At 29.6% G+C, this 20756-nt stretch carries 18 protein-coding genes; all 18 read left to right on the top strand.

What is annotated here, in order from left to right; translation table 11 throughout:
* Window position 1 precedes the first annotated feature (1 nt).
* The 18 genes from infB to rny all read left to right on the top strand — a co-directional run bounded on the left by infB (window position 2) and on the right by rny (window position 20738).
* Window positions 2–1933: a translation initiation factor IF-2 gene (infB, locus tag Tmeso_RS00295; RefSeq protein ID WP_099187180.1), complete on the top strand. Its 1932-nt coding sequence runs from the start codon at window positions 2–4 to the stop codon at window positions 1931–1933.
* Window positions 1934–1949: 16 nt separating this feature from the next.
* On the top strand, window positions 1950–2315 hold the full coding sequence (gene rbfA, locus Tmeso_RS00290) for a 30S ribosome-binding factor RbfA (protein ID WP_099187179.1): 366 nt from the start codon (window positions 1950–1952) through the stop codon (window positions 2313–2315).
* A complete protein-coding gene (locus Tmeso_RS00285; protein ID WP_330400271.1) occupies window positions 2308–3258 on the top strand; it encodes a DHH family phosphoesterase in 951 nt (316 codons plus the stop codon). The genes rbfA and Tmeso_RS00285 overlap by 8 nt, the downstream gene beginning before the upstream one ends.
* Before the next feature lie 12 nt (window positions 3259–3270).
* Window positions 3271–4173 carry a tRNA pseudouridine(55) synthase TruB gene (truB, locus tag Tmeso_RS00280; RefSeq protein ID WP_099187177.1) on the top strand — a complete coding sequence of 301 codons (903 nt, stop codon included), beginning with the start codon at window positions 3271–3273 and terminating at the stop codon, window positions 4171–4173.
* 18 nt (window positions 4174–4191) lie between these two features.
* Window positions 4192–5097 carry a bifunctional riboflavin kinase/FAD synthetase gene (locus Tmeso_RS00275; protein WP_187296166.1) on the top strand — a complete coding sequence of 302 codons (906 nt, stop codon included), beginning with the start codon at window positions 4192–4194 and terminating at the stop codon, window positions 5095–5097.
* A 129-nt stretch (window positions 5098–5226) separates the two neighbouring features.
* The gene (gene rpsO, locus Tmeso_RS00270) at window positions 5227–5493 is read left to right on the top strand and encodes a 30S ribosomal protein S15 (protein WP_099187175.1); all 267 of its coding nucleotides are present in this window, start codon (window positions 5227–5229) and stop codon (window positions 5491–5493) included.
* Window positions 5494–5644: 151 nt separating this feature from the next.
* Entirely contained in the window at window positions 5645–7765 is a 2121-nt protein-coding gene (gene pnp, locus Tmeso_RS00265; protein WP_099187174.1) for a polyribonucleotide nucleotidyltransferase, read from the top strand.
* 123 nt (window positions 7766–7888) lie between these two features.
* Window positions 7889–8599 carry a polysaccharide deacetylase family protein gene (locus Tmeso_RS00260; RefSeq protein ID WP_099187173.1) on the top strand — a complete coding sequence of 237 codons (711 nt, stop codon included), beginning with the start codon at window positions 7889–7891 and terminating at the stop codon, window positions 8597–8599.
* Between the two features lie 124 nt (window positions 8600–8723).
* A complete protein-coding gene (locus Tmeso_RS00255) occupies window positions 8724–9965 on the top strand; it encodes a M16 family metallopeptidase (protein WP_099187172.1) in 1242 nt (413 codons plus the stop codon).
* An 11-nt stretch (window positions 9966–9976) separates the two neighbouring features.
* Window positions 9977–10222: a YlmC/YmxH family sporulation protein gene (locus Tmeso_RS00250; RefSeq protein WP_099187171.1), complete on the top strand. Its 246-nt coding sequence runs from the start codon at window positions 9977–9979 to the stop codon at window positions 10220–10222.
* Between the two features lie 17 nt (window positions 10223–10239).
* Window positions 10240–11454, top strand: coding sequence for an aspartate kinase (gene dapG, locus Tmeso_RS00245; protein WP_099187170.1), 1215 nt, complete (start codon window positions 10240–10242; stop codon window positions 11452–11454).
* Between the two features lie 157 nt (window positions 11455–11611).
* Complete coding sequence (locus Tmeso_RS00240) at window positions 11612–12325, top strand: ClpP family protease (protein WP_099187169.1); 714 nt, start codon at window positions 11612–11614, stop codon at window positions 12323–12325.
* A gap of 180 nt (window positions 12326–12505) precedes the next feature.
* Window positions 12506–14797 (top strand): DNA translocase FtsK, encoded by a 2292-nt coding sequence (locus Tmeso_RS00235; RefSeq protein ID WP_099187168.1) that lies wholly within the window; start codon window positions 12506–12508, stop codon window positions 14795–14797.
* A gap of 1 nt (window position 14798) precedes the next feature.
* Window positions 14799–15854: a tRNA 2-selenouridine(34) synthase MnmH gene (gene mnmH, locus Tmeso_RS00230; RefSeq protein WP_187296165.1), complete on the top strand. Its 1056-nt coding sequence runs from the start codon at window positions 14799–14801 to the stop codon at window positions 15852–15854.
* On the top strand, window positions 15855–17195 hold the full coding sequence (gene rimO / locus Tmeso_RS00225; RefSeq protein ID WP_099187166.1) for a 30S ribosomal protein S12 methylthiotransferase RimO: 1341 nt from the start codon (window positions 15855–15857) through the stop codon (window positions 17193–17195). It begins immediately after the preceding gene.
* A complete protein-coding gene (pgsA, locus tag Tmeso_RS00220; protein ID WP_099187165.1) occupies window positions 17179–17697 on the top strand; it encodes a CDP-diacylglycerol--glycerol-3-phosphate 3-phosphatidyltransferase in 519 nt (172 codons plus the stop codon). The genes rimO and pgsA overlap by 17 nt, the downstream gene beginning before the upstream one ends.
* Window positions 17698–17863: 166 nt before the next feature.
* Window positions 17864–18883, top strand: a complete 1020-nt coding sequence (recA, locus tag Tmeso_RS00215) for a recombinase RecA (RefSeq protein WP_187296164.1) — start codon at window positions 17864–17866, stop codon at window positions 18881–18883.
* Between the two features lie 313 nt (window positions 18884–19196).
* The gene (rny, locus tag Tmeso_RS00210) at window positions 19197–20738 is read left to right on the top strand and encodes a ribonuclease Y (RefSeq protein ID WP_099187629.1); all 1542 of its coding nucleotides are present in this window, start codon (window positions 19197–19199) and stop codon (window positions 20736–20738) included.
* Window positions 20739–20756 lie beyond the last annotated feature (18 nt).

Here is a 20756-nt window from a genome sequence, read left to right as displayed (position 1 = left end):
TTTGTCAAAGACAAGAGTTTATCAATTAGCACAAGAATTAGGAATGTCAACTAAAGAAATTATGGAAAAATTGGAATCGTTAGAAATAACTGTGGCAAATCATATGAGTACTTTAACGGATGAAGAAGTAGAATTGATAATGGAACTTTCAGGCGAAGGTGCTGAAAATAGTGAAAATGATAATATGACTCAAATTAAAATGGGCGATAAAATAACAGTTCAAAATTTATCACAACTAATAGAAAAAAGTGCTACAGAAGTTATAACAAAACTTATAAAATTAGGAATAATGGCAAGTATGAATCAAGAAATAGATTTTGATACAGCAGCATGTATAGCTATGGATTATGGATTTAAGGCTGTACAATACGAAGAGGACGAACAAGATGATGAAATAGAAATAGAAGAAGATAGACCGGAAGATTTAAAACCAAGACCACCTATTGTAACTGTTATGGGACATGTTGACCACGGTAAAACTTCATTACTTGATGCTATTAGAAATAGCAAGGTAATAGATAAAGAAGCTGGTGGAATAACTCAACATATCGGTGCTTATGAGGTTGAAGTTAATAAAAAGAAAATAGTATTTTTAGATACGCCTGGACATGAGGCATTTACATCTATGAGAGCAAGAGGAGCTCAAGTTACAGATATAGCTATACTTGTAGTTGCAGCAGATGATGGAATAATGCCTCAAACAGTGGAAGCTATAAACCATGCAAAAGCGGCTCAGGTACCTATAATAATAGCTATAAATAAAATAGATAAAGTTGGAGCAAATCAAGATAGAGTAAAACAAGAATTAACAGAGCATGGACTTTTGGTTGAAGATTGGGGAGGAGATATAATATCTGTTCCGGTTTCAGCTCTTAAAAATGAAAATATAGATACATTACTAGAAATGGTTCTATTAGTTTCTGAAATGGAAGAGTTAAAAGCTAATCCTGACAGAAAAGCAGTGGGAACTGTTGTAGAAGCTCAACTTGACAAAGGAAGAGGCCCGGTAGCTACTGTACTTGTTCAAAATGGAACATTAAAAGTTGGAGATGCAGTTGTTGTTGGTTCTACACATGGTAAAGTAAGAGCAATGGTAAATGATTTAGGTAAAAGAGTAAAGCAAGCAGCTCCATCTATACCTGTTGAAATACTTGGACTTTCTGAAGTCCCACAAGCAGGAGATCAATTTGTTGTAGTTGAAAATGATAGAATGGCTAGAATTATAGCAGATAAAAGAAAAGATAAAATAAGAGCAAGACAAATGAAGGCTAGTCAAAAAGTATCATTAGATGAATTATTCAAACAAATGGAACAAGGCGACGTAAAAGAACTTAATATAATAATAAAGGCAGATGTTCAAGGTTCAGTTCAAGCTGTAAAACAGTCTTTAGAAAAATTAAGCAATGAAGAAGTAAGTGTAAGAGCTATTCATGGAGCTGTTGGAGCAATAACTGAGTCTGATGTAATGCTTGCTAGTGCTTCTAATGCTATAATAATAGGATTTAATGTAAGACCAGTTGGAGCAGCAGCAGATGTAGCTGCAAATGAAAAAGTTGATATGAGAACATATAGAATAATATACAAGGCTATAGAAGATATACAACATGCAATGAAGGGTATGCTTGATCCAGAATTTGTAGAAGAAGAATTAGGAAAAGCAGAAGTTAGAGCTACATTTAAAGTATCTGGAGTTGGAACTATAGCTGGTGCATATGTAATTCAAGGAAAACTAGCGAGAAATGCTCAAGTAAGATTAGTTAGAGATGGTATAGTTATACATGAGGGTGAACTTAATTCTTTAAAGAGATTTAAAGATGACGCTAAAGAAGTAGCTAAGGGTTATGAATGTGGATTTGCATTAAATAACTTTAACGATCTAAAAGAAGGCGATATAATAGAAGCCTTTATAATGAAAGAAAAAGAAAATAGATAGAAGGGTTGTAGATACTATGGCATCATATTCTAGAACAAGAAGAATAGGAGAAGAAATAAAAAAGGTTGTAAGTAGATTACTCTTAGGAGATCTAAAAGACCCGAGAATATCTTCTCTAGTAAGTATTACAGATGTTAACGTAACTTCTGATTTAAAGTATGCGTATATATATATTAGCGTACTTACAGGAGATAAAGATGGAACCCTAAAAGGATTAAAAAATGCTAGTGGATTTGTTAGAAAAGAAATAGGAAAACATGTTAAACTTAGATATACTCCTGAAATAATATTCAGATTGGATGATTCAATTGAAAAAGGGGTTTACATGTCTAGTTTAATTAAGAGTGTAAACTCAAAAAAAGAAGATGATGCAAATGAATAAAATAATAAAGACTATAATGGGAAGTAATAATTTTATTATTACTTCCCATTATAGTCCAGATGGGGATAATTTAGGGTCGTCAATAGGATTATATTATGCACTTAAAGGGATGAATAAAGAAGCTGTATTCGTATTAGATGACAATCTTCCTGCTAACTTAGATTTTTTATATAAAGATATTAAGATATATAAATCTGAGGAAATAAACATTAAAGATTATATACTTATATCCCTTGATTGTGGAGATAAATATAGATTGTGCTGTAGTGATACTATAAAAGATAAAGCAAGTATGACTATAAATATAGATCACCATAGTAGCAATGATTTGTATGCGGATTTAAACTATGTAGATGCTAAAGCTTCATCTACTTGTGAAGTTATATATGATATGCTTATGAGAATAGATCGAAATATTATAGACAAAAAAATAGCCAACTGCCTTTATACAGGGTTAATAACTGACACTGGAAATTTTATGTATTCAAATACTAATCCTAGTAGTTTTGAAATGGCATGCAATCTGTTAAAAATAGGAATAGACAAACAAGATATAATACAAAATATATATCAAAATAACCCTATAAACTACGTTAAAATACTAGGAGAATCCTTAAATACATTAAATGTTGTACAAGGTAAAGTAGCTACTATTGAATTGACTACTCAAATGTTTAAAAATAACAATATAACATTTAATGATGTAGATGGATTTGTAAACTATGCCAGAGATATAAATGGAGTAGAAGTTGGTATTTTATTTAAGCAAAAGAAATTTAATCAAATTAAAATAAGCTTAAGATCAAAATCATATATTGATGTTAGTGAGATAGCAAAAGTATTTGGAGGCGGAGGTCATGTAAGAGCTTCTGGATGTACAATAAATGATTCTTTAGAGAATGCAAAAATAACAATCATAGAAGAAGTAATAAAGCATATTTAAGAGAGTGATAATATGAATGGAATACTTAATATACTAAAGCCAACAGGTATGACATCTCATGATGTTGTATCGAGAATTAGAAGAATTGCAAATATGAAAAAAGTAGGACACACAGGAACCTTAGATCCAAATGCTGCTGGAGTGCTACCTATATGCCTTGGAAAGGCTACAAAAATAGCGGAACTTATATTAAATAAAGAAAAAACTTATATAGCAGAGTTAACACTTGGTATACAAACAGATACGTATGATTCTTTTGGTCAAATTGTAGAAAAAAAGGACTCAGATTATATAAGTAAAGAAGAAATATATAAGGTATTTAAAAAATTTGAGGGAGAAATAACACAAACACCTCCTATATACTCGGCTATAAAAGTTAATGGGAAAAGGCTGTACGAACTAGCTAGAAATGGACAAACTGATGTTGAAATTAAATCAAGAAAAGTATTAGTAAAAGATATAAAAATAAAAAATATAGATAATCAAAAAGTATTATTTGAAGCTACCGTTTCTAAGGGAACTTATATTAGAAGTCTTTGTAAGGATATAGGAGATGAACTTGGAGTAGGTGCTTATATGTCGTTTTTACTTAGAACTAAATCTGGAAATTTTGATATTGAAAATGCATATACACTCGAAGAAATTGAACAAGCATCTAAAGACTTTAAATTACAAGAATATATAATAGGAATAGACTATCCTCTTGTAGATTATAAAGAAATAGCTTTAAAGAAAAGTGCATTCAAGGCATTTTCTAACGGGAATACTATATATCAAAAAGGTCTAATAATTAACCAACAATATCAGGATGAGGAACTGGTAAAAGTATATATAGATGATGAGTTCTGTGCAATTGGGAAAATAAAAATACAAGACAATAATATATTATTAAAAAGCCATAAATTATTTATTTAATTATTGGAGCTGAGTATGATGAAGATAATTACAGATTTACAAGATCTAAATATAGACCACGATACTGTTGTAACTATTGGAAATTTTGATGGAGTACATAAAGGCCATCAAAAAATAATAAGAGATGCTATATTAATCGCTAAAAAGAAAAAAATTAAGAGTGTACTTTTTACATTTACTAATCATCCTGTTAATTTTTTTAAAAAAGACAAACTAAAAAATATAATTACTAAAGAAGAAAAATATAGAATTATAAATCAAATGGGAATAGATATAATTGTTGCTATACCATTTGATGAATTTATAATAAAATTAGATCCAAAGGAATATATACAGACAATTCTGAAGGATAAATTGAATGCAAAACAAGTAGTTATAGGACATGATTTTAGATTTGGTCAAAATAGAGGTGGAAATGCTCAGTTTTTGAAAAATATGGGGAAGATTTATGGTTTTGATGTAAAGGTTATGAAGCCTATTTGCTTGAAAAATATAAGAATAAGCAGTACTTATGTAAGGAATTTGCTAGAAATTGGGGATGTAGATAAAGTTAGCGAATTTTTAGGAAGAGATTATGAAATTAAAGGAATTGTTGTACATGGTAAAAAAATAGGAAGAAATTTAGGATTTCCAACTATTAACTTGAAATATGATGACAACATATTGGTTCCTAAGGTTGGCGTGTATCAAACAAAAGTAAATATAGATGGGAAAATCTATAATGGTGCAACCAATGTAGGATACAGCCCAACTGTTAAGCAAAATGAATTTACAGTTGAAACGTATATACTTCAATACAATGGAGATTTATATGAGAAGGAAGTATCTGTTATTTTCATAAGAAGAATTAGAGATGAAATAAAGTTCGATACATTAGAGGATTTGAAGAAACAGATGTCTATGGATATAAAAAATATAATGTAATATAAAAAATAAGTTTACTTATAAACTAAGTTGTGTTACAATAATTAAAGTTGAAACCATTGCTCGGCATTTGATTCACCGACGAATGCTTAGCAATAGGTGCTAAAAAAATATGGAGGTGTTTTTAATATGTTACAAGGAACTAAAAAGCAAGAAATAATAGAGACTTATAAGACTCATGAGGGAGATACTGGTTCTCCAGAAGTTCAAATAGCATTACTTACTACTAGAATAAATGAGTTAAATGATCACTTAAAAATGCACAAAAAAGATCACCACTCAAGAAGAGGTCTTTTAAAGATGGTTGGAAGCAGAAGACGTTTACTTAAGTATTTAAAAGAAAAAGATTTAAACAGATACAAGACTTTAATCGAAAAATTAGGATTAAGAAAATAATAAAGGGCAGGGTTTACCTGCTCTTTTTAAATACATAATAAATTATAATATATTCCTATTAGGGAATAATAAATATATGACGTATTTTAAATAAAATTGTTTACTAAAATTAAAATTTGTAGTATCTTTTACCTATGAGAGGAGGAAAATTATGTATAAAAATTTTGAGATGGATTTAGCAGGAAGAAAACTTTCTGTGGAAATAGGTAAAGTATGTGAAATGTCAAATGGAAGTTGTATGTTAAAATATGGGGGTAGTGTTGTACTTGTGAATGCATGTGCATCTTCACAACCAAGAGAGGGAATAGATTTTTTCCCACTTAGCGTTGATTATGAGGAAAGACTATACTCAGTTGGTAAAATACCTGGAGGATTTATAAAAAGAGAAGGAAGACCATCAGAAAAGGCTATTCTAACATCTAGATTAATAGATAGACCTATTAGACCTTTATTTCCAAAAGGATATAGAAATGATGTACAAGTTGTAGCAACTGTAATGTCTACGGATCCAAATTGTCCTACTGATATAGTAGCAATGATAGGTTCATCTGTTGCTCTTTCTATATCAGATATACCATTTAATGGTCCAACTGGATCTATATGTATAGGATTAATGGATGGAGAATTTATTGTTAACCCTACTGTAGAGCAAAAAAAAGAAAGCCAATTAAACCTAGTAGTATCTGGAACTAAAGACGCTATTATGATGGTTGAAGCTGGTGCGAATGAAGTAAGTGAAGATTTAATGCTAGATGCTATTATGTTTGCTCATGAGCAAATAAAAGAAATAGTTGCATTCATTGAAACAATAGTAGCAGAAATTGGAAAGTCAAAGCAAGATGTTGTTTTATATAAGGCTGATGATGATATTGAAGCTGCAGTTAGAGAATATGCTTGTGAAAATATGAGACAAGCTATAAAAACAATTGAAAAGCTTGAAAGAGCTGAAAAAATGGCAAAAGTTAAAGAAGATACTTTATCTCATTTTGAACAAATATATCCAGAAAATATTAAAGATGTAGACTCTGTTTTACATAGTATAATAAAAGAATTAGTAAGAGATATGATTGTAAATGAGAAAATAAGACCTGATAACAGAAAATCGGATGAGATAAGATCTATATGGTCAGAAGTTGGAGTTCTTCCAAGAACACATGGCTCAGGACTTTTCACAAGAGGACAAACACAGGTTTTAACTGTAGCAACTCTTGGAGCACTAGGTGATGTACAAATAATAGATGGTCTTGAAGATGAAGAAAATAAAAGATATATGCATCATTATAATTTCCCTGCATACAGTGTAGGAGAAACAAGACCGTTAAGAGGTCCTGGAAGAAGAGAAATAGGACATGGAGCACTTGCAGAAAGAGCACTTGAGCCTGTTATTCCAAGTAAAGAAGAGTTCCCATATACAATAAGATTGGTATCGGAAGTATTAAGTTCTAATGGATCTACATCTCAAGCAAGTGTTTGTGGAAGTACATTGTCATTACTTGATGCAGGAGTTCCTATAAAGGATATGGTAGCTGGTATTGCAATGGGACTTATAAAAGAAAATGAGAATATAGCTATTTTATCTGATATACAAGGAATGGAAGATTTCTTAGGAGATATGGACTTTAAAGTTGCGGGGACTCCAAATGGAATAACAGCTATACAAATGGATATAAAAATAGCTGGTATAGACAAAGAAATACTAAAAACTGCACTTGCACAAGCTAAAGAAGGTAGAATTCATATACTGAATGAAATGAAGAAAACATTAGATACTCATAGAGAAGAAATGTCTGAATATGCTCCTAGAATAATAAAATTAAAAATAGATCCAGATAAAGTTAGAGATGTTATAGGACCTGGTGGAAAAACTATAACTAGTATAATAGAAGAGACTGGTGTTAAAATAGATATAGAAAAAGATGGAGAAGTATTTATAATGTCTCCGGATAAAGAATTAGGACAAAGAGCAAAAGATATGATATTAACTATTGTTAAAGAAGTTGAAGAAGGGGAAATATATGAAGGAAAAGTGACTAGAATAATGAATTTTGGTGCTTTTGTAGAAATATTACCTAAAAAAGAAGGCTTAATTCATATATCTAATATAGCTCATGAAAGAGTAGAAAAAGTTGAAGATGTTCTAAAAATAGGAGATATAGTAAAAGTTAAAGTTACTGAAATAGATAAACAAGGAAGAATAAATCTTTCAAGAAAGGCATTGATTGAAAAACCTGAAAAGAAAGAAACTGAAAAAAAAGATACAGAAGTAAAATAAGCGCTTTGTAAAGTGCTTATTTTTTTATTGCATAAATCCATCAATTAGATAATAGATATATATTGGACGAGGTATTAAACTTAGTATCCTCAAGATAAAGTGAAATTTAAAGGAGATGGATTTATGATATTTATAATTAAAAAGAAAAAAGTAATTACATTAACACTGATTATATTAGCTATTGGAATTATGAGCATTATAACAAACTATAGTATAACCTGCTTTGATAATAAGCAAGAACCATTTTATAAAGGCGATAAAGAAAATTCAAACCATGTAGCCATAACTTGTAATGTAGATTGGGGGAATGAATACATAGATAGTATGCTTAAAACTCTTAAAGAAGAAAATGTTAAAATAACCTTCATGGTTACAGGCAGGTGGGCAGATAAATATCCTGATATACTCATGAAAATAAAATCTGATGGTCATGAGATTGGGAACCATGGTTATAAACACACTGATTATAGTAAGCTTGATTATCAATCAAATTACGATGAAATAAAAAAGTCAAAGAATATAATAGATAATATAATAAATGAGGATACTAAATTTTTTGAACCTCCATCTGGGTATTATAGTGAAAATACTGTGAAAGCTGCATTTGATTTAAATTATATACCTGTAAAATGGACATTGGATACTATAGATTGGAAGTACAAAGACAATCCTGAGGAAATAGTAAATAGAATAAAATCAAAAGGGGTAGAGGAATCTGGCATTATATTAATGCACCCAACGGAAGCCACATCACAATCTTTAAAATCCATAATAGAAACTGTAAGAAATAGTGGATATGAGGTTGGAAGACTTAGTGATATATTTGATATATAGTAAATCAACACAGGTTGGCGACATGAGTCACCGCGTTAGTGAGTAGACGAATTTTAAATGTTGAATAAATATATAATGTAAACTATAATTAGATGTATAACTTTAAAGGTTGGGAGGCTAGAAAGTGACTAAAAAATATACTTTGGATAATGGTCTGGTTATAGTAGGTGAAGAAATAAATTATGTAAACTCTGTGAGTTTCGGAATTTGGATAGATGTCGGTAGTAGGCATGAAGATGAATATACAAATGGGATGTCTCATTTTATAGAGCATATGTTATTTAAAGGTACTAAAAATAGAACGGCCAAAAAAATAGCTGAGGAAGTAGATAATTTAGGTGGAAACATAAATGCTTTTACTAGTAAAGAAACAACTTGTTATTATGTGAAAATGCTTGATGAACATATAGAATCTGGGATAAATATATTGGCGGATATGATATTAAATCCTTTATTTTTAGATGAGGATATATCAAAAGAGAGAAGTGTTATACTCGAAGAAATAAATATGTATGAGGACTCACCAGAAGATTTAGCGCATGATATTCTATTTGAAATGATTTATAAAAATCAAGGAATTGGAAGGAATATATTGGGAACAAAAACTTCATTACAAAAAATAAAAAAAGAAAATATGATTAAATTTTTTGAAGAACATTATGTTCCTAGTAATTGCGTAATATCAATATGTGGTAATTTCGACTTTGATAATATGGTTGAACTCATAGAACAAAAATTTAAAGGGTGGAATAATAAAAAAAATAAAAACATAGACATTAATAATTGCAATTTTAATCTAGGAATCGTAACTAGAAATAAAGATATAGAGCAAATGAATTTATGTATGGGGCTTGAAAGTATAGGACTTGAAAGTGAACATATATATGCTTTATCAATTGTAAACAATATATTTGGATCTAGTATGAGCTCAAGATTATTTCAAAATATAAGAGAGGATCAAGGCACGGTATATTCTATTTACTCATATTTGACGTTAAACAAGGGATTAGGAGTATTTAATATAGCTTGTAGCATGAGTGAAAAAAATATATATAAAGTATACAATTCTATTGTTAATGAAATAAAATTAATTAGAGAGTACAGTCTTACAAAAGATGAAATAAAAAGGTCAAAAGAACAATTAAAGGGAAATTATATATTAGGTCTTGAAAGTACTAGTAGCAGAATGATGTCTATGGGTAAGTCACAAATTTTATTAAATAAAGTAAATAATCCGAAAGATATAATAAACAAAATAAACAATGTAACAGATGATGAAATAGATAATATAATAAAAGATATTTTTAATACAGATAAAATAGCTATTTCTGTAGTTGGTAAAAACAGTGAAAATTTAAGTTTTTAGGGGGGAGCAGTATGAAATTGTCTTCTATTGCTGGTAAAGAGATTGTTAATTTGACAACAGGGGAAAGACTGGGAATTATAGCTGAATCAGACTTGGTAGTTGATGAAGGAACGGGTAAAATTATGTCCTTAGTTATACCAAGAGATAGAAGTTTCTTTTCATTTAGGAAAGACAAATCTAGCTTAGAGGTACCGTGGAAAAACGTAAAAAAAATAGGTAATGATATGATTATAATTGAATATGAAGGTAATATATAACGTTGGAGGGCTAGGTTATGAATATATTAGTTCAAAAATTTGGAGGAACATCAGTAGAATCATATGAAAAAATGGATAAGGTATGTGAAATAATAAAAAAACACAAAGATGATGGGTATGATTTAGTTATTGTAGTTTCTGCAATGGGAAGAAAAGGAGCTCCATACGCAACAGATACTCTTATACAACTTTGTAAACAAGCCAATGAGGATATGTCAAAGAGAGAACTTGATCTTATAATGTCTTGTGGGGAGATAATATCAGGTACTTTACTTGTTAATATATTAAAAAGTAAAAAGATTAATTCTATATTATTAACAGGTGCTCAAGCTGGAATTATTACTAATGGAAAATATGGAGACTCATCAGTTGTTAAGGTAAATCCACAGAGAATAAAGAAAGAGTTAGAAAAAAATAATGTAGTGGTAGTAACTGGATTTCAAGGGATAACAGAGGATGGAGAGGTTACAACACTTGGAAGGGGAGGTAGTGATACATCAGCTGTAATTGTTGGAGCAGGGCTAAGTGCGAAAATTGTTGAAATTTACACAGATGTAGACGGAATAATGACTGCTGATCCTAGAATAGAACCAAATGCTAAAGTTATAGAGTGCATAAATTATGATGACGTATTTCAAATGGCTGAAAAAGGAGCTAAGGTCATTCACCCAAGAGCTGTTGAAATAGCTAAAAATAATAATATTGTTTTGAAAATAAAAAATACTTCAAATCCAGAAAATGGAACCAGTATAGGTTCGTATTTATCAAGAGAAATAGATACGTATATGAATAATAAAAAAGATTTAATGACTGGTATAGCTAATGCAAATGGTATAGCACAAGTTAAAATTATAGATTGTAAAGAGACTACATTTACAGATTTATTAAGTGATATGGAACAAAATGAGATAAGTATAGATATGATTAATTTTTTTGTTAAAGAAAAGGCATTTACTATTGAAGAAGAAAAATTGAAGTGTCTTGAAAAATTACTTGATAAATACGATATAACCTATGAAATAGTAAAAAATTGCTCAAAAGTGACTTTAATAGGTAGCAGAATAAATGGCATTCCAGGAGTCATGGTTAGAATAGTTAGAGTATTATCTGAGGCTAAAATAGAAATACTTCAAACTTCAGATTCACGCATGACTATATCTTGTCTAATAAAACAAGAAGATCTAATAAAAGCTGTTAATGCTCTTCATAAAGAATTTAATTTATCAAAATAAAATACAAGTAACTTGATTTTTTTAAAATTATATAAATTAAGTTTTAATAAGTTGCTATAAATAGCAACTTATTTTTTTGCTTAAATTCCTATATATTGGGCAAAATAAGATGAATGTAAATTGTTTGTCAATGTAACTACAATAATAGGAGGAAATTATGGAAAATAAAAAAAATAAAGATGAGTCTAAAAATAAGGATATGATAGAAGATATAAAGCAGTTAGGTACTCCTAATTTACCATTTGAGAATAAAGAAATACAGTGTATAAGTATAATTGGTGAAATAGAAGGACACATGATGTCTGCTCCTCAGAAAAAAACAACTAAATATGAGCATATAATTCCTCAATTATACGCAATTGAAGAGAATCCGAATGTAAAAGGAGTGCTTATAATATTAAATACTGTAGGAGGAGATGTAGAGGCAGGATTAGCCATATCTGAACTCATAAATAGTTTATCTAAACATACTGTTACACTTGTGTTAGGTGGAAGTCATAGTATTGGAGTTCCTCTTGCAACATCAGGAGACTATTCTTTTATAGCTCCAACTGCAACTATGACAATTCATCCAATAAGAATGAATGGACTTGTAATAGGAGTAAGTGAAACTTTTGAGTATTTTAGAAAAATGCAGCAAAGGATTACAGATTTTATAACTAGAACATCAAATATAGATAAAGAGAATCTAAATAAATTAATGAATTCAAGAGATGAACTTGTAAATGATGTAGGTAGCGTACTAATCGGAAAAGAAGCGGTAGAATATGATTTGATAAATGAAGTAGGAGGATTAAAAGATGCAATACAGTATCTAAAAAATTTGATATCAGATGAAAAATCGGATGAAAATTCGCAGGAAAATAAATAATATGTTATAATTATAAAATGAAAGTGTTAGTGTGAAAGGCATTAACACTTTTATTAATGTAATAATATACACAATTTATCTGAAAATTAAAAGTTCAGCTGAGATAAAGATTCCATCTGAATTAAGTTTTCGCTTTATGTACATAATCTATGTATTATATATTTTGACGGGGTGATGCTTATGGGAAAAAGAAAGAAAAGACAAGCTAAAAACAAGCTAGATAATAAGTTTATGCAAGAACTTAGAGACCTTAGCTTGATATTTTTAGGATTATTCCTTTTATATAGTTTAAAGACTGATTCTATGGGGCAAGTTGGGTATTTTATCAAGGTAATGTTTTTGGGATTTTTCTCGAAACTATCTATAATAGTACCATATATTATAATTTTAATAGGAGTAATCAATTTAATAAATAGTGATAAAATTAAAAATATAAAGAATTACAAATTGTATTATCCTTTGATATTTATAATAATTTTAACTTATGGACTTATGAAGAAGGATTTTATACCAATAGATAGTCCGTTTATATCTCGAAATTTAAAAATAATATTTTCAATATCTATAGAGGGTAACGGGAGTGGGATATTTAGTACTATAATAGCATATTATTTTATTAAATTATTTGGACTTAAAGGTTCTTATATAGTTAGTAGTTTTGCTGTGGTTGTTATTACTTTATTTGGTTTTAACATATCAATACAAGATGCATTAAAAATATTAAATAATGTATTAAAAGATAGCTTTATTGTTTTTAAAAATTTTGTCGTCGGGTTTGTAACAGTTGAAAAAAAACAAAATAATAAAACTAAAAAGAAGGTTACAATTAACAATAGGGAAGATTCTTATGAAGAAAATTCAAAAGAAAAGCCTATAAAAATAATAAATTTTGATCAAGAACCTAAAACTGAAATAGATAATGTAGATAATAAAGTATACAGTAAATTAATTGTAGAAGATAATAATATTAAAGAATCTGATGTAGAAAATATGGACAAAGATAGAAGTAATAAAGAAAAAGAAATAAAAATAGTAACGGACTCAGATGTTGAGAATTTTTCGGATTATGAGATACCTAGTTTGGATTTGTTAAAAGAATCTAGCAATAATACAGATATAAAAGATAAAAAGCAAATACTAAAGAATGCTAAAGTATTAGAACAAACACTAAAAGATTTCGGTGTAGAAGCAAATATAAACCAAGTTACTAAAGGACCAACTATAACTAGATATGAAATCCAACCAAAAGCAGGAGTAAAAGTTAGTAAAATTGTAGGATTAGTTGATGATATTGCTTTAAGCTTAGCTGCAAAGAGTATAAGAATAGAGGCACCTATACCAGGCAAAGCAGCTGTTGGGATAGAAGTTCCAAATGAACAAGTTCAAATTGTAACACTAAGAGAGGTTATAGAATCTAAAGAGTTTACAAATAATGAATCAAAACTATCATTTTCATTGGGTAAAGATATATCAGGAATGCCTATAATTACGGATATAGCAAAAATGCCTCACCTACTTATAGCAGGTGCAACTGGATCTGGTAAAAGTGTTTGTGTTAATACACTTATAAATAGTATATTATATAAATCAAAGCCAGATGAAGTTAAGTTTTTAATGATAGATCCAAAAGTTGTAGAACTTACAAATTATAATGGGATACCACATTTGCTTATACCAGTTGTGACAGATCCTAAAAAAGCAGCATCTGCTCTTAATTGGGCAGTAAGCGAGATGAATAGAAGATATAAATTATTTGCACAAAATTCAGTAAGGGATATAACTGGATACAATAATAAAATAGAAGAAAAATTGCCTAAGATAGTAATAATAATAGATGAACTTGCAGATTTAATGATGGTAAGTCCTAATGATGTAGAAGACGCTATATGTAGATTGGCACAGATGGCAAGAGCAGCAGGTATGCATCTTATAGTAGCCACACAAAGACCTTCTGTAGATGTAATAACAGGGGTTATTAAAGCTAATATACCGTCAAGAATTGCATTTGCTGTATCTTCTCAGGCAGATTCAAGAACAATACTAGATATGGGTGGTGCAGAAAAACTTTTAGGAAAAGGAGATATGTTATTTTATCCTGTTGGAGCTACTAAGCCTGTAAGACTTCAAGGTGCATTCATATCTGACGATGAAGTGGAAGAAGTAGTTAATTTTGTAAAAAGCCAAGTGGAAGAGGTAAAATATACAGAAGATATAATTGAAGATATAAATAAAGGAATAAATATGGAGTCATCTGATGTTGATGATTTACTAAGTGATGCCATAGAACTTGTAATAAGTAGCAATCAAGCTTCGGCTTCAATGCTTCAAAGAAAATTTAGAATAGGATATAATAGAGCAGCTCGACTTATTGATCAAATGGAGGAAAGAGGATTGATAGGTCAAAGTGAGGGAAGTAAACCTAGAAAAGTTTTAGTTACGAAAGAAGAATTTGAAAGTACAGTGGGTGAATAATTTGAGTAAGGTTATAGAAATTGAAGATGCTTTAAAGTTAAAAAATATTATATTTGTAGATGTAAGATCTGAGTCAGAATATGCAGAGGATAGAATTATAAATTCTATTAATATCCCTATTTTAAATGATGAACAAAGAAAAATAGTCGGAACATTATATAAACAAGAGGGAAAAGAAAAAGCTATAGAAAAAGGGTTAGAATTAATAGCTGATAAATTACAGGATATTTATATAAAACTGAAGAAATTATCAACTGAATATGATAATTTGGTAGTATACTGCGCAAGAGGAGGAATGAGGAGTTCTCTTTTAGTGAACTTTTATTCTGGACTGGGTATTAATATGTATAAGCTGGATGGAGGTTATAAAAGTTATAGGAATTATGTTATAAATTTTTTAGAAAATGCAGATAAAAATTATGAATTTATAGTACTACATGGATTGACTGGTGTTGGAAAGACAGATGCTCTTAAATATTTAAGTAGCAAAGACGTAAGTAGTTTGGACTTAGAAGGGTTTGCTCAAAATTGTGGATCAGTATTTGGTTATTTGGGATTTGAAAAAGAGCCTCCTAGCCAGAAGATGTTTGAAACATTATTGTTTAATTATATAATAAATTCAAATTCTAAATACATATTTACAGAAAGTGAAAGTAGAAGAGTAGGGTATGTTATGTTGCCAGAGAATATATATAATATGACTATAGAAAAAGGATATCACATACTTGTTGAAGATCGTATAGAAAATAGAATAAAGAGATTGGTAAATCAATATGTGAATTTAAGCACCAAAGAGGATAATAAAATATTAGAGTCAATAGAAAAACTTAGAAAAAGACTTGGAAATGAGAAAACAAATTACTTAAATGAGAAACTTCGCTTAAAACAATATGATAAGATAGCAAAAGAACTTATAATAAATTATTATGACCCGTTATATAAATATTCTATTGATAAATTTAAATATGATGATATTATAGATTGTAATGAATTTGAAAAAGCCATGGACAATTTAATAAGTATACATAGACAGTTACATGAAGGGAGCTTAAAATAGATGAGTTTAAAAATAGCGTTAGAATCATTGGGATGTTCTAAAAATTTAGTAGATGCTGAGGTAATGTTAGGAATACTTAAGAACAATGGACATAGACTTACAAGCAATTTTGAACAGGCAGATGTAATAATAGTAAATACTTGCGGATTTATAGAGTCGGCAAAAGAAGAGTCTATAAATACAATATTAGAGCTTGCAGAGTATAAAAAAACAGGAAATTTAAAAATACTTATAATGTCTGGTTGTCTTGCACAAAGATACAGCGAAGAAATGAAAAATGAGATACAAGAAATAGATGCTATAGTTGGTACGGCAAGCTATTCTAAAATAGCTGAAATAATAAAACGATTGTCTGAAGAAAAAAACATAGTTGAACTTGACGAACTTGATTTTGTATATGATGAGACACTACCAAGGTATACTACAACTCCTTCTTATATGGCCTATCTAAAAATAGCTGAAGGATGTGATAATCACTGTACTTATTGTATAATACCTAAATTAAGAGGAAGATATAGAAGTAGAGAGGTAGAAAATATACTAAAAGAAGCTAAAGAACTCATAAAAAATGGAGTTAAAGAATTAGTAGTAATAGCTCAGGATACAACAAGATATGGTGTTGATATATATAAAGAGAAAAAACTTGCATACTTACTTCAGGAACTTGCAAAAATTGATGAACTTAAATGGATAAGAGTTATGTATTCATATCCAGAAGAATTGAATGAAGAAATAATAAAAGTTATAAAAGAAAACGAAAAGATATGCGCTTATTTTGATATTCCAATACAACACTGCAATAATAGAATACTAAAACTTATGAATAGAAGAACTACTAAAGAAGAAATAAAAAGTAAGATAGATATGATAAGAAGAGAAATACCAAAAGCTTGCATTAGAACATCTATAATAGTAGGGTTTCCTTCAGAGACAAAAGAAGAGTTCGAAGAACTAAAAGAATTTGTAAAGGAAGTTAAATTCGACAGACTTGGGGTTTTTGCTTATTCTCAAGAAGAAGGAACAGGGGCTGCTAAGTTAGAAAACCAAATAGATGAAGAAACAAAACATACTAGAAGAGATGAATTAATGCTTATACAACAAGAAGTATCTCTTCACAATAATCAATCTAAGATAGGGGATGTATATGAAGTCTTAATAGAAGAAAAATTAGAAGACAACGTATATATAGGAAGAACATACCAAGATGCATATGAGATAGATGGTATTGTATATGTTAATACAGATAAAAAATTAGACATAGGTCAATTTGCAAACGTAAAGGTAAATGATGCATTGGAATATGATTTAATGGGAGTGATATTAGATGAATCTAGCAAATAAGCTGACTATACTTAGAATATTATTAGTACCTGTATTTGTAGTAGTAATACTTTCTGATATTAAAAATTCACTATTAATTTCAGCATCAATATTTGCAATAGCATCTATAACAGACTTTTTAGATGGGTATATAGCAAGAAAATATAACTTGGTGACTAATTTTGGAAAGTTTATGGACCCCTTGGCGGATAAACTATTAGTCGCAGCAGCCTTTATAACTATGGTAGATTTGAATCTAGTATCATCATGGGCTGTAATAATAATAATATCAAGAGAATTTGCTGTTAGTATATTAAGAGCAATAGCAGCATCATCTGGCATAGTTATAGCTGCTAGTAAATGGGGAAAATCAAAAACTGTATCTCAAATACTAGCAATAATGATGATTTTATTAGATATACCATACTCTAATATAATTATGGGGATTGCTGTAATACTTACGATATACTCAGGATATGACTATATAAATCTAAACAAAAATATATTTAAAAATATAGATTAAAACAAATAACACCTTAGAATTCAGATGAATTTTAAGGTGTTATTTTTAGTACAGAAGATTTTAGTAAAAATAATGTGAATAATATAATACATAATTGACTATAAAGAAAATATAATATATAATTCTATATAGAACGTCTGTTCTTTATATGAAAGGTGGGTTAACTATGAATGAAAATAAGAAAAAAGCATTAGATATGGCGCTTTCTCAAATAGAAAAAGAATTTGGTAAAGGCTCTATAATGAGACTTGGCGAAAATACAAAAATGAATGTAGAAACTATATCAACAGGGTCTATAGGTCTTGATATAGCTATTGGAATAGGCGGTCTTCCAAAGGGAAGAATAGTAGAGATATATGGACCAGAATCATCTGGTAAGACAACAGTAGCACTTCATACAGTAGCAGAAGCACAAAAGGCAGGAGGAATAGCTGCATTTGTTGATGCAGAGCATGCTCTTGATCCAGTATATGCAAAGGCTCTAGGAGTAGATATAGATAATTTGATAGTATCTCAACCTGATACAGGAGAGCAGGCATTAGAAATAGCAGAAGCATTAATAAGAAGTGGAGCTGTAGACATAATCGTAATAGATTCGGTTGCAGCCCTTGTTCCAAAAGCAGAAATAGAAGGGGAAATGGGGGATTCACACATAGGTTTACAAGCAAGACTTATGTCGCAAGCTCTTAGAAAATTAACGGGATCTATTAAAAAGTCAAATACAATAGCAATATTTATAAATCAGCTTCGTGAAAAAGTAGGAGTAATGTTTGGTAATCCAGAAACTACAACTGGAGGTAGAGCATTAAAGTTTTATTCATCAGTAAGACTTGATGTAAGAAAATGTGATACTATTAAACAAGGAGATAATATACTTGGAAGTAGAACAAGAGTCAAAGTAGTTAAGAATAAGGTGGCACCTCCATTTAAAAAATGTGAATTTGACATAATGTATGGAGAAGGGATATCAAAGGTTGGAGATCTACTAGATGTAGCTGTAGAAGTAGATATAATTAATAAATCAGGTTCTTGGTACAATTATAAAGATATAAAATTAGGACAAGGAAGAGAGAACGTTAAAAAGTTCTTGACTGAAAACGATGACTTGATAGAAGAGATAGATAATAAAGTAAGAAGCCATTATGGTCTTATAAAAGCTGAAGAGACGGACACAGCAACTGAATAAGGAGTGTAAACCTTGACACTTTAATCAAAAAATTATACAATTAGGGAATAAGAGACTTTTAAATATATAGAGACTTAAGTCTCTATATATTTTTAACTAAGTGCATCTTTAAATTAGAAAATGAAAAGAAAGACTTTGTTTAGTTCACGAATTTTAATGACTTAAATTTTTACTATTTATGTTTAAAATAAAAATAAAAAATATAAATAGATTGTTTTCGTTTAATCCAGAGGTTTTAGGGTTGAATTAGTTGAATTTAATTCATTTAAATGACAATTTGGATTGGATTTTACTTTAGAAAAGGGAGGTGGAGATTATAGTAATACAAATAATATTATCAGTTGTAGCAGGGACTGGAATAGGTATCTTATTAGGCTATATAGTGAGAAAAAATATAGCTGAGAAAAAGATTGGAGCTGCAGAAGAAGTATCTAAGCAGATAATGGAAAAAGCTGAAAAGGACTCTGAAACTATAAAAAAAGAAAAATTATTAGAAGCAAAAGAAGAATCTCATAAAATGAGAAGTGAAGTAGAAAAAGAAAATAAAGAAAGAAGAAGTGAACTTCAAAGATATGAAAAGAGATTAGTTCACAAAGAAGAAAATATAGACAGAAAACTACAGTCACTAGAATCAAAAGAATCTAATTTGAATGAAAAATTAAAAGCAATAGTGAAAAAAGAACTAGATATAGAAGAAGTAAAAACTAAACAAATTGAAAAGTTAGAAAGTCTTTCAGGAATTACATCAGAGCAAGCAAAAAATATTATATTGACTAATACAGAAAAAGAAGTTAGACACGAAATGTCAATGATGATAAAGGAAATAGAAGTTGCTGCTAAAGAAGAAGCTGAGAAAAAAGCAAGAGAAATAATAGCATATTCAATTCAAAAATGCTCAGCAGATCATGTAGCTGAAACTACAGTTACAGTAGTAAATCTTCCTAATGATGAAATGAAGGGACGAATCATAGGTAGAGAAGGTAGAAACATAAGAACTCTTGAAACTTTAACAGGTATAGACTTGATAATAGATGATACTCCAGAGGCAGTAATATTATCAGGATTTGATCCGATAAGAAGAGAAGTGGCAAGAATTGCACTGGAAAAACTAATATCAGATGGAAGAATACATCCAGCAAGAATAGAAGAAATGGTTGCAAAGGGAAGAAAAGAAGTAGAAAACATAATAAAAGAGCAAGGGGAACAAGCTACTTTTGAAACTGGAGTTCATGGACTTCATCCAGAACTTATAAGATTACTTGGTAGACTTAAATATAGGACAAGTTATGGTCAAAATGTTCTTAAGCATTCTATAGAAGTGTCTCATTTAGCTGGAATAATGGCAGCTGAAATTGGAGCGGATGTTAAACTTGCAAAAAGAGCAGGTCTTTTACATGATATAGGAAAAGCAGTTGATCATGAAATGGAAGGAACTCATGTTGAGTTAGGAATGGATTTACTTAGAAGATATAAAGAATCTAAAGATGTAATTCATGCTATGTCAACTCATCATGGAGATTATGAACCTCAAACTGTTGAAGCAGTTATAGTTACAGCAGCAGATGCTATATCTGCCGCAAGACCAGGGGCAAGAAGAGAAACACTAGAAGCTTATATAAAAAGATTAGAAAAGTTAGAAGAAATATCTAATTCATATGATGAAGTAGAAAAATCATATGCTATTCAAGCAGGTAGAGAAGTTAGAATAATAGTAAAACCTGAAAACGTTACGGATGATGGAATGCATCTACTTGCTAGAGAAATAACTAAGAGAATAGAAGATGAATTAGAATATCCAGGACAAATAAAAGTAAACATAATAAGAGAAACGAGAGCAATAGAATATGCAAAATAAAAAAAGTAGCCATTGGCT

It is taken from the genome of Tepidibacter mesophilus, assembly GCF_002724055.1.
Taxonomy (GTDB): Bacteria; Bacillota; Clostridia; order Peptostreptococcales; family Peptostreptococcaceae; genus Tepidibacter_A; species Tepidibacter_A mesophilus.
Note: the sequence above shows the minus strand (reverse complement) of the source record. Positions and strands in the feature narration are given on the sequence as shown.